This is a genomic window from Prevotella pallens (assembly GCF_900454935.1).
Classification (GTDB): domain Bacteria; phylum Bacteroidota; class Bacteroidia; order Bacteroidales; family Bacteroidaceae; genus Prevotella; species Prevotella pallens.
This window is the reverse complement of the sequence record NZ_UGTP01000002.1, coordinates 159,113-174,720: the sequence shown is the minus strand read 5'-3', so window position 1 is coordinate 174,720 and position 15,608 is coordinate 159,113. Positions and strand designations below refer to the sequence as shown.

General features: G+C 38.5%; 13 protein-coding genes. 5 read left to right on the top strand and 8 right to left on the bottom strand.

Features of this window, described 5'->3' with window-relative positions; genetic code table 11:
- Window positions 1-40 precede the first annotated feature (40 nt).
- A complete protein-coding gene (gene ftsY, locus DX009_RS10040; protein ID WP_006046329.1) occupies window positions 41-997 on the bottom strand; it encodes a signal recognition particle-docking protein FtsY in 957 nt (318 codons plus the stop codon).
- A 537-nt stretch (window positions 998-1,534) separates the two neighbouring features.
- On the opposite strand from ftsY, the gene DX009_RS10030 reads away from it, so the two are divergent.
- Entirely contained in the window at window positions 1,535-1,951 is a 417-nt protein-coding gene (locus tag DX009_RS10030; RefSeq protein ID WP_115083976.1) for an SMI1/KNR4 family protein, read from the top strand.
- Between the two features lie 943 nt (window positions 1,952-2,894).
- Here DX009_RS10030 and DX009_RS10025 read toward each other — a convergent pair.
- The 6 genes from DX009_RS10025 to DX009_RS10000 form a co-directional block, all read right to left on the bottom strand.
- Window positions 2,895-5,714: a M16 family metallopeptidase gene (locus tag DX009_RS10025; protein WP_115083975.1), complete on the bottom strand. Its 2,820-nt coding sequence runs from the start codon at window positions 5,712-5,714 to the stop codon at window positions 2,895-2,897.
- Window positions 5,715-5,827: 113 nt separating this feature from the next.
- Window positions 5,828-6,040: a helix-turn-helix domain-containing protein gene (locus DX009_RS10020; RefSeq protein WP_006046326.1), complete on the bottom strand. Its 213-nt coding sequence runs from the start codon at window positions 6,038-6,040 to the stop codon at window positions 5,828-5,830.
- A 14-nt stretch (window positions 6,041-6,054) separates the two neighbouring features.
- Window positions 6,055-6,768 carry a DUF2975 domain-containing protein gene (locus tag DX009_RS10015; protein ID WP_181792354.1) on the bottom strand — a complete coding sequence of 238 codons (714 nt, stop codon included), beginning with the start codon at window positions 6,766-6,768 and terminating at the stop codon, window positions 6,055-6,057.
- A 421-nt stretch (window positions 6,769-7,189) separates the two neighbouring features.
- A complete protein-coding gene (gene buk, locus DX009_RS10010) occupies window positions 7,190-8,254 on the bottom strand; it encodes a butyrate kinase (protein WP_115083973.1) in 1,065 nt (354 codons plus the stop codon).
- Between the two features lie 5 nt (window positions 8,255-8,259).
- The gene (locus tag DX009_RS10005; RefSeq protein ID WP_006046323.1) at window positions 8,260-9,177 is read right to left on the bottom strand and encodes a phosphate acyltransferase; all 918 of its coding nucleotides are present in this window, start codon (window positions 9,175-9,177) and stop codon (window positions 8,260-8,262) included.
- 330 nt (window positions 9,178-9,507) lie between these two features.
- Complete coding sequence (locus tag DX009_RS10000; RefSeq protein WP_115083972.1) at window positions 9,508-9,915, bottom strand: OsmC family protein; 408 nt, start codon at window positions 9,913-9,915, stop codon at window positions 9,508-9,510.
- 437 nt (window positions 9,916-10,352) lie between these two features.
- On the opposite strand from DX009_RS10000, the gene DX009_RS09995 reads away from it, so the two are divergent.
- From DX009_RS09995 to smpB, 4 genes are all read left to right on the top strand, one after another.
- Window positions 10,353-11,561 (top strand): hypothetical protein, encoded by a 1,209-nt coding sequence (locus tag DX009_RS09995; RefSeq protein WP_115084067.1) that lies wholly within the window; start codon window positions 10,353-10,355, stop codon window positions 11,559-11,561.
- Window positions 11,562-12,431: 870 nt separating this feature from the next.
- Window positions 12,432-13,598, top strand: coding sequence for a replication initiation protein (locus tag DX009_RS09990; RefSeq protein WP_006046319.1), 1,167 nt, complete (start codon window positions 12,432-12,434; stop codon window positions 13,596-13,598).
- Between the two features lie 34 nt (window positions 13,599-13,632).
- On the top strand, window positions 13,633-14,139 hold the full coding sequence (locus DX009_RS09985) for a DMP19 family protein (RefSeq protein WP_115083971.1): 507 nt from the start codon (window positions 13,633-13,635) through the stop codon (window positions 14,137-14,139).
- Window positions 14,136-14,615, top strand: coding sequence for an SsrA-binding protein SmpB (smpB, locus tag DX009_RS09980; RefSeq protein WP_115083970.1), 480 nt, complete (start codon window positions 14,136-14,138; stop codon window positions 14,613-14,615). Before DX009_RS09985 ends, smpB begins: the two co-directional genes overlap by 4 nt.
- Window positions 14,616-14,757: 142 nt before the next feature.
- Here the strand turns inward: smpB and DX009_RS09975 are convergent, their stop codons facing one another.
- Window positions 14,758-15,594 (bottom strand): hypothetical protein, encoded by an 837-nt coding sequence (locus tag DX009_RS09975; RefSeq protein ID WP_115083969.1) that lies wholly within the window; start codon window positions 15,592-15,594, stop codon window positions 14,758-14,760.
- Between the last annotated feature and the right edge of the window lie 14 nt (window positions 15,595-15,608).

Here is a 15,608-nt window from a genome sequence, read left to right as displayed (position 1 = left end):
GTATTTGTTTTTTCTCCTCGAATAGAGTGTAGGGTAGGGCTTAGTCTTGCTTAAACAAGCTGTCTACAAACTGTTCTTTGTTAAACAGTTGTAGGTCTTCCATGCCTTCGCCTAAACCAATGTAGCGTACGGGCACTTTTAGTTGGTCGCTAATGCCTATTACAACGCCACCTTTTGCTGTTCCATCGAGTTTGGTGATAGCTAAGGAGGTAATCTGCGTAACGGATGCGAACTGTTTAGCTTGCTCGAATGCGTTCTGCCCTGTACTACCATCAAGCACCAACATAACGTCGTCTGGTGCTTCGGGCAATACTTTTTTCATTACGTCTTTTATCTTTTTAAGCTCGTTCATTAAGCCAACTTTGTTGTGTAAGCGGCCAGCTGTGTCGATGATAACTACATCGGCATTGTTTGCCTTTGCACTTTGAAGTGTGTCGAACGCCACACTTGCTGGATCGGAACCCATTTGTTGTTTAATGACAGGAACACCAACACGGTCGCCCCAGATTTGTATTTGCTCTACGGCAGCAGCACGGAAGGTGTCGGCAGCACCTAAATAAACTTTCTTTCCAGCTTTTTTAAACTGATAGGCAAGTTTACCAATGGTGGTTGTTTTGCCCACTCCGTTTACACCAACTACCAAAATTACGTATGGTTTATGGCTGGTTGGAAAGTCCCAATCTTCGGCATTTTCAGTGTTGTTTTCGGTTAAGAGGGCTGCTATTTCTGCTCTTAACACATTATTAAGTTCGGAAGTGGATACATATTTATCGCGGGCAATGCGTTCTTCTATGCGTTCAATAATCTTTACGGTAGTATTAACGCCCACGTCAGACGTTATAAGAATCTCTTCTAAATTGTCTAAAACTTCATCGTCTACCTTTGATTTTCCTGCTATGGCACGCGTTATTTTCGAAAAAACGCTTTGCTTTGTGGTCTCAAGACCCTTATCTAGTACTTCCTTTTTCTTCTTATTGAAAAGTCCAAAAAATCCCATAATTAGCTAATTTCTTGCAAAGTTACCAAAAAACGGCTAAAGAAACAAATAATAAGAGTGAGAATAATAAGGATAAATGCAAATAGGTGCGGTATAGTTTTTTGAGGAGTCTTAGCGTTTTGGGCAATTTTATAACGTGTAGATATATTAGCGTTTATCTTATGTTTTATGCTTCTATGTTTTATGGTTTCTATATTTCTTCTAATTTTTATGGTTTTCTATGTAACTTGTTTTTGTTGTATTTTAACAAGGTTAGACATTGGTTCTTTGACAAATTTTGTATTATTGTTGTGCAGATAGATAGACTTTATAACAAAAAAGTAGCGGACTATGGCGAGATAGAAAGATAAGCTGTTTTGCTTGTTGTGCCACACATCTGCACAGTTATAATGATTGCAACGAACAGCGATAACAGTTTTTAAAACAATGTTTTGGAGAAATAGACAGGAATGAGTATCTTTGCAAAACAGTGTAACTCTATGGTAAGCATATTCTTGTGAGCGAGTTGCAATGCACAAATTAAGAACTTAAAGAGTGATGGAGTTTGAACAATACGAACAAAAACTTACAGCAGAAGAACTTGCAGCATTTGAACAGCAATATAATATTGCTCTTCCAAAGGCTTTCAAAGAGCATTATTTAAAATACAACGGAGGCTATCCTCCTTATGAAAATGTAAAAGGAAAGGACCATCTTTTTACTATCAACGGTTTCTATCCCATTAAATACGGTGCGCTTTCTGTTGAGAAAATTATAAGCGATTACGAAAAGAGCGGCGTTGTTTTTGATGGCAAAATTCCTTTTGCTTACGATAATGGTGGCAATATTTACCTTATTTCGGTGGCACAAGATACATGTGGATACATATATATAGTTGAGGCTGAATGTGTTGAAAACAAAGCATTTGTTTTGGTTTCAGAAACCTTTACCGACTTTCTTAATTCGTTCTATTAATAGAAATAGAAGAGTGGTGCGGCAATTCGGTATGTTTGTTTAACCCCGAATTGGTGTTAGAACCTGTGCAGATTTTGTTTGATGGTTAGCGTATAGCCTGTATTATTGTTAGTGGTGTAGCAGACTGCGTCCAAGAGAATAAGCTAAACAATATGCCAACAAGCAAATGGAAGATGAGTGGGAGCAATGAAAACACCCTAAAATAGTTTATAAACGGTTTAATGACCTATTGAAGTGAAAATCAGAATATTGCAGAAGAATTAATTTCATAGACTTCAGCTGAAGAAATATATTTCAACCATTATATTATGAAGCTATAAAAAATCAGTTTTTTTGTGCTATCTAGTTTATTACGGATAGATATCTGAGACGATCGTGATAGATATCTAAGACGAACGTTAGAGATATCTAAAACGAACGTGATAGATATTTGCAACGAATGCAGTAGATTTATGAAATAAACGAAACAAATTTCCTACAGGCTTTTCTAAACATTTACAGTATTCTATTCTATTAGTGAGTAAGTAGTAGGCATTGCAGATGATTTTCCAGCCAACCTTCTATTATCGTTCGATTTTGATTGTATATTTTTCGCAACAAAAAAAATAGAGAACGCACTATATAAAGTGCATTCTCTACCGTCTTGCCTGGAGATTATCTATTGTCTTACGAGAGAACTTATAGGGTGTAAAGACGATATTCATACTCCAGTACCACTTAAAGCTTCTCAGCTTTTTGTGGTTTGTGTACTAACTGCTTCCCAGCAATCAGAACACCACCATCTAAATGTCATAAAATCAAAATCTAAATTTAAATGCAAATCCCCCTGCGAGAATAACTATAAAAAAACAAGGGGCTACCAGTTATTATATATTATTATGAGAACAGCACTCCTCGATGAGCTTTTGTGCAACGAGAAGTTGCTGTGTTTATTCTGTTTGTTTTACTTTTCAAGCTTCTCTGCATTCATTGTTACCTGGATATGGTTGCCAGACTTCAATACAGTTTTAGCTATGTTTCCTAATGTTTGTGGTGTCATTGCTTTCATAACAGCATCGAAGCCGTTAGCTCTATCAACACCGTAGGTTGCATAATCAGAGAGAACGCTCAGCCAGTAGCTATTCTTTTTCAATGCATCAGAATGATTTTTAAGAATAGATTCTTTCGCTCTTGCTACATCTTCGTTGGTTATCTTTGTCTGTGCATCGTAGATGATTTCTTTTGCAAGTTTCTTTGCTATGGCTGTTTTCTCTGGATTGGTAGCCAATTCGCAACCAATTACGAGATAGTTTCCGTTTAAGTCGTTTTCAAGACTAACGCTTGGCATTGGCGTATATACCGCACTTTCCTTTTCACGGATAATCTCAAACATCTTGTTCCAAAGATATTGTCCTAATACAGAAGCGTTTAGTTGGTTTTCAAGCGTATAGGGCACTTTCTCTGAACGATAAGTATCAACTATTTTGCTCTGTGGGTTAGACATTTTAAAGCTGAAGCTCTTTTCAACGTTACCCTTTGTGTAGTTACGCATATCTGCCAGTTCTGCCTTCTTCTTGTTTGATGGGAGAGAGGCTATATATTTTGCAATGAGTGGTTTAATGGTAGCTTCGTCGAAACTTCCAACGAATACGAAAGTGAATTCAGAAGCATTGCTGAATAACTGACGATAGAGTTCGAGAGCACGATCGTAGTTGATATTGTCTATATCTTTAGGGTCAGGAGAAAGTGCATCAAGCTGTTTGTTGTGTCCATAATACATTACAGAGTCTTGGAAAACCATCTCAGGGTCGTTTGCTTTGCCCTCGAGCTTACCTTTCATATATTGTGTTATGAGCTTATAATAGTTTTCGTCTTTCTTAATTCCAGTGAAACTAAGGTTTATCATCTGCATTAATGTCTCTAAATTCTGGTTTACGGTAGAGCCACTAAGGTAGTGAAGATCGTTACTTATACCTGCTTCTATGTTTGTAGTTTTGGTTTGTGCGATATTGGCAAGGTCGTTAATGTCTTTTGTTCCAAGTCCATGTATGCTTGCAATATCGTCCCACATTTTACGCATAGCAAGGTTTTCGTTCTTGCCAATGCTCTTTCCGCCTGCTGCGGTAGCCATCATAAGAATCTCGTTTGCTTTGAGGTTGGTTTTCTTCAGAATAACTTTTGCTCCATTAGAGAGAGTAAGTTCTTTTGCATCAAACTGTTTTAAAGCTCTTTCACTGACAATCTTTCCTGGATTAGGCTCCTTAAGCATCATTGGCTCTTCCTTTGTATTGTCTACGTAAGCATCAACTTTTTCTGCGCGTGCAGCGTTTACAATACCAGGGAGTTCTGCTTTAGTGAATCCAGTCTTACCATCTTTCTCTTGAAGAATTACACTAATGGCAAAGTTCTTTTCATTTACGTTGATTAAGTTCTTAGCCATTTCGTTGACAGTAGCCAATGGAAGCATTGGTAAAACTTGGTCGTAGAGTTCGTGTAACTGTTCTATGGTGCTATAAGGTTCGCCTTCGAGGAAGTTCTCGATAAGCGTCTGAGCATAAGTATCGTTTGTTATTGTGGAACGATTGTTATACTGATTGTCGAGTGAAGCCTTGTAAGCTTCTTTTGCATGTTTAAATTCTGATTCGGTAAAGCCATATTGTCCGATGCGATTCATTTCGCGGATAATTTGCGCCATAGCCTCTTTCTCTTTTCCAGGCTTAGGAACAACCACAATGCTTTCTGCTTCGCGAGTAATAGTTTGACCAGCATAGTCGTCTACATCGCCTTGCGCAACAGTAATGTTTGACTCAGGTGCTTGTGCTATTTTCTGCATACGGTTGTTAAACATAATATTCACAAGCGAGTACATAGGCTTAATGTAGAGGTACATAAGAGAGTTTTTCTCTTCTGGTGCGATATATTCTATTTTGCGATAGAGTTGGAATATCTCTTGTGATACCTCTTTATTGCTACCAAATGCATATAGAGTGTTGTTGTTATCGTCTACCATTACAGGTGTTGCTTTAGTAGCTTCCTTTGATGGTTTCAAATCGTTGAACAAGCGTTTAATGCTCGCTTCAATCTTATCGGGGTCTATGTCGCCCACTATAATGATAGCCTGATTGCCAGGGAAGTACCATTTACGGTAATACGCACGTAGTGTTTCGGGGTTACATTTGTCTATAACGTCCATACTTCCTATTACAGTGCGTTTTCCGTATATACTATTTGGGAACAAATCTGCATTAGCAGCGCGTAGCAATCGTTGCATTGCGTTGTGTCCACGATATTCGTTATGCACCACATCGCGTTCTGTTTCAATTTGGTCTGCAGTGAGTGTAAGTCCTTGCGACCAATCGCTTAGCACAAGCAAACAAGAGTCTACGAGTGTAGGGCGCTTAGCATTAATACCTGTAAGGTAGTAAACTGTGTGGTCGGCAGTAGTGTATGCGTTCCATCCGCCACCAGTTTTATCCATAAATTTCACTACAGAGTCGTCTGGGAAATGCTTTGATCCGTTGAAAGCCATGTGTTCTAGCAAGTGCGCTAAACCATCTTGGTTGTCTAATTCTTGTATTGCTCCAACCTTATGAGCTATATAGAAGTTTACTTTCCCTTCTGGATAATTGTTCTTTCTAATGTAGTAGGTAAGCCCATTATCAAGGTGTCCAATCTTAACAGCAGCATCAACAGGTGCCTTTGGCATATCTGCCATTTCGTTTTGTGCTATTACTTCTGTTGCGAATAGCGCAAAAATAGCTATAAAAATGTTTTTTAATCTCATATCTTATTTATACTTAAAGTAGATATTTATATTCTTTATTTCTTATTTCTATTCTTTATTGTTCTAAGTACACCTTATATTATATAGGGCTTTATTTCTTACCAATTAGGGTTTTATTCTTGGTTTCCTTCTCTGTATTCTAAAATATCGCCTGGTTGGCAGTCTAGCGCTTCGCAAATGGCATTTAGTGTTGTGAAGCGTATAGCTTTTGCTTTTCCAGTCTTTAGAACCGACAAGTTTGCAAGGGTTATATTAACTCGTTCGGAAAGTTCGTTTAGCGACATTTTCCGCCTTGCCATCATTACGTCAAGGTTTACTACTATCATCTTTAGTTCTTTTCCTACACTGTTAATTGGTTCTCCTCTCTCATTTTAACTCCAATTGTGAATATTTCATACACTATGAAAGTGAATGGAACTTCGAAGAGCCCACTAGGTAGTTCGAGCGTACTCACAAGGTCGATGTTACATCCTGCAATACTGAACGACTGACTAATGAAGTAAACTTCTATCAGTGTAATGGTCCACCAGAGAACATAGTAGATGAGCGTACAGAATGCTAATCGTCTTATAAGCTTCAGATTGCGCACCAGGAATATATTTTCTGAATTGCGAAAACGAGCTATCAGTTTAAACGCAAGCACCAATATTGTGAGTGAGAGCACTGCCATAATAAGAAAACTAAGTCCTTTTATTGCTAAGAAATAGTGGGGAGCGTTATAGTTTACATCTATGGTGCGCATCCAAACTCGTTCTGGTTTACCTGTTTTCTGGTTAGTGAAGACTGTTGGAGGTGCTTCTAAGCCTACCTTAAACGATACTGGTGTAGCTGATGCCCAGTCTTCATCTTCCATTTGTTTCTTTACAATGTCTTTGTATTCTTGCGATTTTGCATAGGAACTGTCTTTTTGTGCCTTTATTTCAAGGTTAGTCATATTTGTTCCTACGGTGTATCCACTGATAAGAGCTCTACTTGCATCGTAGACGGTATAAAGCATCACGCATGACATGATGCATAGCAACAATGTGCAGTATAGATACAGTCGTTTATTCATAGTGCTCCTTTTGATTTTTAATGTATAAAGATGTGGTAGCCACTCTTCGCACTTTACGCTGCAAAAGTAGCCATAATTTTTGTTACTCACAAATTTAAAACGACAATTATTTATTGTTTAACAATAATTTTATATTAATGAATGGTAATATTTTGTAGCATTTTATGAATTGAAACACATTGCATACTATTTCTTATTATGGTGTGTGCTTTGTGTTCTTTGGTGGTTTTACTTCTTGCTATCATTTGCCATAGTTTACTAGAACTTTTTAGAGCTTTTAGTGTGTAATAGTTTCTATTGGTGTTTGTTTTCTTGGCTTATGGTGTATAAAGAACAAGTCTCTACATTTAAGAAGGGTTGTTGTTTGTTTAACAACACAGCTTCTTAAATGTAGAGACCTATTCAGTAGTAACTTTATGGTTTAGTATTCTTTTATTACTTGTGTGCCTTTCAATGCAGCAAAGGCATTTTCTGTAAGAGCAAGCATTTCGTCTTGGCCTGGATATACCACTACTGGTGCTAGATAGCTAATGCGTTTCTTTATTTCCTTAACAAGATATTCGCTGTAGCACATACCTCCTGTTAAGATTATGGCGTCTACCTTTCCGCAAAGTACAGCACCTTCAGAGGCAATAGCTTTGGCTACATTTAGTATCAGAGCCGATATTACAAGTTGTGCATGTTCGTCTCCTGCGTCTATGCGTTTGCGTATTTCGCGAAAATCGTTAGTGCCTAAATGAGCAAGCAATCCGCCTTGTGAAGTTATTTTCTTCATCATTTGCTCTTCGGTAAGTCCGCTATGATAGCATAAGCGTACTATTTCCGACATAGGAAGCGTACCTGTTCGTTCTGGCGAGAAAGGTCCATCGCCCGACAAAGCATTGTTTGCATCTATAGCACGACCTTGTTGGTGGGCTGCAAACGATATGCCCCCGCCTAAATGTGCTATAATTAAGTTCAGCTTGTTGTACTGTGTGTTATGTTCGCGTGCGTAACGGCGGCCTACAGCTTTTTGGTTTAGAGCGTGCCATATACAGATGCGTGGTGTTTCTGGAAGTCCGGTAATGTGTGCTTCAGGAATCATTTCGTCCACCACACCCGGATCGGCTATGAAGCTCTGGCAACCTGGAATCATTTCTGCTATTTCGTAAGCAAGCTTACAACCTAAGTCGCAAGGGTGTTGATGTTCTGCTGTTCGTTGGTCCTCAATCATCTGTGGGTTCACTCTGTACACACCACTTTCTACTGCTTTCGATAGTCCTCCGCGTCCTACAGTTGCATTAAAATCGAGCGGAATGTTGCGTTGTTTTAACTCTTGTAGTATGTGTTGCTTACGATATTCGTACTGATCGAAGATGGTATGGAATTGTTCTAATTCGCTGCGCGAATGTTTAACGTCTTCTACAAAAAGCAATTCGCAATCGTTAGCTACTGATATTTTAGTAGAGGTAGAGCCAGGGTTAATGGCTAAAATCTTGTAAGGCATAGTGTTTATTTCTTCTTTGATTTAGATATGATGGTAGCAAGAGCTAAGCTATAAAACTTTGATTCTACGGTGTCGCCACGACTTGCCAATACTACAGGCACCAGTGTTCCTTGCAATACGGCTGCTGTTTCTGCTCCTGCAAAGAGTGTTATGGTTTTATAGAATACGTTACCTGCTTCGATATCGGGGAATATTACTGCATCGGCTTCTCCTTCTATTGGCGAATTTATTTTCTTATCAGCCAATGCTTCTGCCGAGCACGATGTTTTCAAATCGAGCGGACCATCTACTATACAGTTTCCAAAAGCCCCCTCGTTTGCCATTTTTTTCAGTTCGAGATAGCCCTCTGTGTATGGAAAATGTTTACCATCTGGTTTCTCCGAACAGTGAATGAGTGAAATTTTTGGTTGTTCTATATTGAATGCATGGCAGAAGTTTGCCACATATTTTATTTGTTCTATGCGCTGTTCGTGCGTTGGGAATGGTAGCACGGCGGGGTCTGTGAAGAATAAGAGCTTTGGATAAGTAGGTATTTTGGCTGCTGTGATGTGTGTTAGCACGCTTCCTTTTGGTAGAATACCTTTCTCTTTGTTTAGTATAGCTCGTAGTAATACATCAGTGTTTACAAATCCTTTCATCAGTGCGTCGGCTTTTCCTTGTCGTACTAGTTCTACTGCTTTTTCTGATGCGTCTTGTGGATTGTCTGCTAAAAGGGTTTCATATATGTTTTTAAACCTTTCGGCTGTTTGTTCAGAACATACCAAGATAGGATTAATAACACCTGCTTTGTACGCCATTTCTACGGCATCTATTGTATGAGAATCTTCTGCCCATACAACAGCAACGTTATTTTTTATACCGCTTTCGTTCAGTTCCTTCACCAATTGGGAGAAGTCTGTAATACTTGTTGTCTTGTTCTTCATATTATATAGTTATATTTTATGCGAAAGTTCTTATCTCTTGTTCAGTGCCACAAAGATACAAAAAGGTATTTATTTAACAAAATACACTTTTTATAAACGAAGCATTTTTAAATATTTTAAGATTTCCTGAGATGATAGAAATAGTATTAGCGCATTTTTGAAATGTTTTGATTAATATCTCTTAAAGTAGCAACATTTCTTTAGTAACTGTTGTGCTTCAAACTGGTATAGATGTTTCTCTGGAACAGAGAATGTGTTGTTCGCCTGTATATTAAGAATTTTAGAAGCCCTGAAACTTCTACATAATAGATGCATCAGGGCTTTAAGCATTTAGTCTTCGTATACGAAGGTAAAGTTCTTTTGTGCCTTTAGCGAATTACCAACAAAGCAGCCTTTAAGTGCAAAGTTTTCTATTTTTTTGCGCAAAGCCTCGTCGGCTATTCCTTTAATATGGAATGTTATGTCTATTTTCTCTACTGTTAGAGTCTTAACATCTTCTATTATTTCGCCCACTTCAGCGTATGTTCCTGTTAAATCTATGTTCTCGCGTTTAGCGCGCATAGCCATTGTGGTTAAAGTGCATGCTGCGAGCGACTGTGCTAGTATGTCTACCGGAGTTGCATACTCGCCTAAGCCTCCCGAAGCCTTACCAGCGTCTGTTTTAAGTGTTTGTTTTGAAGCTTCGTACATAGCTTCTACTCTGAAGTTGCCTAAATACTTTACGATTGATTTTTCCATAATTGATATATATTTTACTGTTCCGAACAAAGGTAACACATTTTTTTTAGTTTCACAAGAAATATTCCAAACTTATAGAAATTAAACTATTTAGTGTTTTCTATAAGCCGTTAGAGTTCTATTTGTAAAACTGCTATTTTATCCCAATGTGTTATTAGACCACCAATAGTTTATGTTTTTTATGTGCTATGCACCTATATATATAATAAGGTGAAAATAGCGATGGGGTGGTACAATTGTGAAACTTTGGCAATATTCAACCCGATGTTTTGGCTGTAAAAACAAAAATATGTAACTTTGCCACAATACACTATGTTTCTTATTTGCTGTGTTACAAAAAGTGTAGCAACAAAATAGTTTCTGTGGTGTTTTTGGTTGGCGTGAGCTGTAAATGGCAAACTGTAAACGATAGTGTTTTTATAGATATAAACAAAACAATGAAGAGGTTTTTAACAACAGTATTATTGTTTGTGGTGGCTTCGGTGTTGCTGCATTGCAACGCACAAGCCCTAAACACAAATGTGGTTTCTGCACAAAACGAGTCAAAAACAACACCCACTTTCAAACGGTTGCTAACGCGCGAACAGCTGGAAGCAATGGGAATTAACTGGAACAAACTGCTGAAACATATAAAACTTCAGAAAGTTGCTTGGAATGGAGGCGACTTTCGCGACGACCAATCGGAACCAAGATACGAGCCAACGCGCGAAGACTTTCTGCTAACAATACCTTTAGTGGAATATTATATGCGCACACATGGCTACCAAAAGCCGTCCGACGAACTTTTTGCGCAACGCATACACGAAGTGTTTGGTGCAAAGCTTAATATGCAAAGTCAGCAACCTTATTTGCCTATACAAGGAGAGGCTGATTACAATTTTGCCAGTACATATTATGCCTTGTGTGGCAAAGGCATTATAACCTACAACTGGTTGCTAGACGATTTGATGGACGTTAGAACAAACAAAATAGTGTTGCGCCCAAAAATATTTCAGCAAATACTTGCCCTGAACAACTTTGTTATATACAACGATACAGCTGCTTTCAAGTTCTTGACGCAGGCAACCTATAGCGGACACGAGGACGACTATAATGGAATGGGCGACCCTTACGATGGAAACAATATTCTGTGCGACTTGTTTTCAACCTATAACTATTATGGAAGTGCACAACTTAACCAGTGGTATTTTACCACACAAGACGTTAATCCGGTGTTGTTCTATCATCTAATATTCGAAAGAACACCACAAGGCAAGTTGGTTGCCCATCGTGAGCTGATAGAATTGATAGAGCAAAACACCACAGGCACAAATACAAAAACGTATTGGAAGTATTTTGGCGAACTACTTTTTGACGTGTTAGACAACGAAGACGACTTTAAAGATATGCACTATAGTGTTGTGCATAAGGCAAAAATGCTTTGCTATTTTGCCAATTCGGAGCACAAAATGCGCAAACGTTATGCAAAATACATACCCTCGCTCACAGCAACAGCCTATTGGGACCGCTCCTCAACCACCGCTTCTATGATTATGCAACACCCCGATGTGTACAATATGGCATGCAAATACAACTACTTTGGTGTGGTTAAACCTGAAGTTATGAAGGAGTATGCTGCAGAAGCCGAACGGCTGAAAAAGAACTGAAAAGAATAATACAATGTTGAATAGGCGTAGCCTTTATAGTGGCTCAATAGAAACAGCAACGGCTGTAACAGTTTGCACTATTATATGCTAAAAAGCGGTGCAATATATTGGTGAATAGGCAATTATACCGATGCTGTGGTTAGAATATAGCCGTATACAAAGCCTCTTTCTCATTATCAGAATAAACATCTTTCTAGCACGATGAAATAGAAACATAAAGGCTGTAGTTTTTTGTGATATCTAAAACGAAACTCACAGATATCTGAAACGAACACGACAGATATCTGAAACGAACACGACAGATATCTAAAACGAACACGACAGATATCTAAAACAAAAGCAACTATATTTTGCAGGTTTTTATGAACATAAACAATGGTCTGTTTGGTTGCAAAATAAACCGCAGGCGCAGGCAACAAATTTTCCGTCTGTTTCCTACCGAAACCATATAGTTACAACACACCGAAAACGGCGGATAAGCATAAAAAAAAGATTGATTGTCTCACGACAATCAATCTTCAAAACCTTAATAATCTAATACCATGAAAAACACATTGCAAAGTTAAACGTATAACTCTATCGTTCCAAATATATAATTATAAATAATGTTAATTATACTAAAGTCAGCCTATATTTATAGTCCATTGTTCTTTTTTTCGCTATAAATATAGATTTAAAAGCAACATCTTGCAACCGTGTAGGCTTGCAATAGTCCGTTTATTCAACAATTTTGCAAGTGCGAAACTTTTCTTACTTTTTGTCGCCATTAGTCGTTCTATTCAAAAAGTTTTCTTATCTTTGCAATCCAAATATAACTGTATACTTGGCGAAATACAATTTAGATATCCCCACACATTATAAAAATAACGTATGGTAACAACCAAAAAAACTGCAACACAGAAGCCAACGGCTGCGGCTTCTAAACCCAAAAAGGGAGCTAAAGCGCAGAAAGCGCCCGTAAAACGTGGCATTTCAGACGAGCTTATTCCCATTGAAGAAGAAACGTGGCTACTTCAGCCCATTGCAGTAACAATGATGCGGCACGACTATTCGCTCATTCAGGTGCGCATACTAGTATCTATTGTAGAGAGTTTACAGGCTATTTTGCATGGCATATTAAACAACAAGCGAAGTCCACAGTTAGACCTCTTTAAAACGAAAGAGCTAGACGAAGACGGACGAATGCCAATAAAACTGCCATTTAAGGAACTTGGCGTAGACCCAAACCACTATCCGCAGTTGCGCACATCGCTTAAAATGCTAGCCGCCATACCAGTAGAAATTCCTTATAAAACAAGCGAAGGACGCAAATATACAAAAGCAACCAACCTTTGCGATGTTTATATACCAGAAGATCGCTCGTATAACAAGTATGCAATATTAAAGCTCGACCGTAGCGTTGCAGAACGTTTGGTATCGTTAGACTTTGGTTATCACCGACTTGGAAAGCAGATAGTGTTTGCTTGTAAAAATCGTTACACACAACGCATCTATATGTTTATAGAATCGTGGGTAGACAAAGGGCGCACCGTTATAAAAACTTTAGAGTTTAGAAAAATGCTACGTTTGGAGAACAACTACAAAAAATTCTCCGACTTTTGTCGTCGTGTGCTCGAACCAGCAAAGCAAGAACTGAAAGACTTAGCCGACAAAGGTTTTTGCGACTGTTACTTCGATTACGAAAAAAAGTACGACCGTGGTCAGCGTGGAGGCGAGCCAGACGAGCTGATATTTCAAATATATCGTGCCAAAAACAAGATGGACGCACAGTTAGAACAAATGAACGAAATGCAACGCAGGCAGTTCCAACAAATGCTTATACAGTATTTCGACTTTACGCAACCTAACGCAAAAAGTATGGCAGAACGCATAACAGCCGAACTCTATCCGCTTGCTATGCAAAAACTTATGGACTTGCGCCAACGTTTCAACACAATATATGTAAAAGATAAGGCAGCCTACACATTTAAAAGTCTTGACCAAATGATACGCGAACACGACATTCCGAATACAACGGTAGAAGAAATAAAAGAGTAGGGGATATAAAACAGAAATCGAAAACCATAAAACAATGATAGAAGTTAAGGTAAACGATGCTACGCTTCGTTCAGCAGCAGCCAAAGGAGAGGACGCTTTTGTAGCAACATTTATAGATGCAATAAATGCTGCAATAGGAGGAACGCTAACCAATGAGACGATGCAACAACTAAACTCCGACCAAATAACACTGTTGGGGTGGAGCTATTTACATAGCGAAGTAATGAATGGTGGCTACATTCAGCTTATTTATAATGGTTACGGCGCATTTATCTTTAAGAATCCTTTCGGACCAGCAATGCGCAATTGGGGCGTTACCGAATTGTATTCGCACCTCCGTCGCACCAGAAAAGCATACGACAAGTATCACAGCCAGATAGAAAAAGAAATGTCGGACGACGACTTTATGGCACTCTACGAACAAATGCCAGAGTTCGACGATGCTGACGATGACTTTATAGTGAACGAAGAACAGTGGACAAAAATGATAGCTGCTTACATTGACGACCACATTAACAACTTTGCTACAATTGAAAAATGAATAAAGAAGAACAAGAAATTCGCAAGAAGTCGCCTATACAAATACGCAACAAGAAGGCTTCTTTCGAATACTATTTTGTAGATACCTACACGGCAGGAATAGTGCTTACAGGCACCGAAATAAAATCTATACGTGCAGGAAAAGCCTCTTTGGTTGATACGTACTGCTTTATTAACAAAGGCGAAATATGGTTAGAGGGTATGAACATATCGCCATATTTCTATGGGTCGTTTGCTAACCACGAAGCCAGACGCAAGCGTAAGCTGCTATTAAATAAGCGAGAAATAAACCGTTTGGCAGAAGACTCAAAGTCGCCAGGCTATACCATTGTGCCAATATTGGTGTTTATAGACCAGCACGGACGTGCGAAGGTAGACATTGCTCTGTGTCGTGGTAAAAAAGAATACGACAAGCGACAAACGTTAAAGGAAAAAGAAGACCGGAGAGAAATGGATAGAGCAATAAAACGCTATTGACGTCAGCGGTTTATAAAAAATATATAAGGCATAGAACCTATAGTTATGATAAAGGTTCTATGCCGTTTTCATTGTTAAAAGTGAGAGCTGTTGCGCATAGACTTCATAGTTGTTCTATCGCACCTAAGCTGTTTAATCTGAATTAAAGTTCAAAACCAACGCCAATTCCAAAAGGGTGGCAAGCAATTCCGCTATTCATTAGTTTTGTTAAACTGTAGTGTGCATAAATAGAAAAGGAGTTAAAACCAAAGTAAGCCTCAAGGTTTAAACCAACAGGATTGGTGTCTAAGTTGCGGCTAACAGTATAGCGTTTGCTCTTAATACGATACTTACTGCGTATCTCGCTCTTAATATCCACCGAACAACCAATCCCTAAATATACTTTCTTTTTATACATTTGTTTTTTCCACTCTATCATAATAGGAGTCTTAAAGTAGTAATATTTAATAAAGCTTGTGCGCACATTTTCTGCCGTGTTCCTTGCAATTGTAGGCTTACCGTCTACATCTGTCAGCATATAATTGGTTTGGAAATGGTTGTGAACAAAACCCGTTTGAAATGCAAAGACTAAGCCGAGAGAATTAGAAGCGTTAAGTCCCATACCTATTTGGAAGTGTGTAATTCCCCATTCTAACGAGTTTACATCTTTGCTATGCATAGCCTCTCCACCATTTAGCAAGTTTGTACCAATATAGAAATCGGGAATATTACCATAAAACGTGTTATTTTTGTGTTTCCGAATGGGTACAAATGGCGAAGAAATGAAGAAGCGTTCTATCTCCTGACCATCTATATAGCTAGTTTCTTTGTTCTTTACAAGCGCATTACCGTCTTTGTTGAATACAGCCACATGGGTTTCAATGCTGTCTGTGCTCACCACAAATTGTTTGTTGTTGTAGTAGATTATTGTGTCGTTTTCTTCGTTGGCTATTGCAGGAACAGCCATCGCGAGCATTAATAAAAATAGTAAGTGTTTCATAATTCTATCTGTTT

Coding starts and splice junctions, on each gene's coding strand:
- ftsY (WP_006046329.1), bottom strand. CDS start 997: ATGGGATTTTTTGGACTTTTCAATAAGAAGAAAAAGGAAGTACTAGAT.
- DX009_RS10030 (WP_115083976.1), top strand. CDS start 1,535: ATGGAGTTTGAACAATACGAACAAAAACTTACAGCAGAAGAACTTGCA.
- DX009_RS10025 (WP_115083975.1), bottom strand. CDS start 5,714: ATGAGATTAAAAAACATTTTTATAGCTATTTTTGCGCTATTCGCAACA.
- DX009_RS10020 (WP_006046326.1), bottom strand. CDS start 6,040: ATGATAGTAGTAAACCTTGACGTAATGATGGCAAGGCGGAAAATGTCG.
- DX009_RS10015 (WP_181792354.1), bottom strand. CDS start 6,768: ATGAATAAACGACTGTATCTATACTGCACATTGTTGCTATGCATCATG.
- buk (WP_115083973.1), bottom strand. CDS start 8,254: ATGCCTTACAAGATTTTAGCCATTAACCCTGGCTCTACCTCTACTAAA.
- DX009_RS10005 (WP_006046323.1), bottom strand. CDS start 9,177: ATGAAGAACAAGACAACAAGTATTACAGACTTCTCCCAATTGGTGAAG.
- DX009_RS10000 (WP_115083972.1), bottom strand. CDS start 9,915: ATGGAAAAATCAATCGTAAAGTATTTAGGCAACTTCAGAGTAGAAGCT.
- DX009_RS09995 (WP_115084067.1), top strand. CDS start 10,353: ATGAAGAGGTTTTTAACAACAGTATTATTGTTTGTGGTGGCTTCGGTG.
- DX009_RS09990 (WP_006046319.1), top strand. CDS start 12,432: ATGGTAACAACCAAAAAAACTGCAACACAGAAGCCAACGGCTGCGGCT.
- DX009_RS09985 (WP_115083971.1), top strand. CDS start 13,633: ATGATAGAAGTTAAGGTAAACGATGCTACGCTTCGTTCAGCAGCAGCC.
- smpB (WP_115083970.1), top strand. CDS start 14,136: ATGAATAAAGAAGAACAAGAAATTCGCAAGAAGTCGCCTATACAAATA.
- DX009_RS09975 (WP_115083969.1), bottom strand. CDS start 15,594: ATGAAACACTTACTATTTTTATTAATGCTCGCGATGGCTGTTCCTGCA.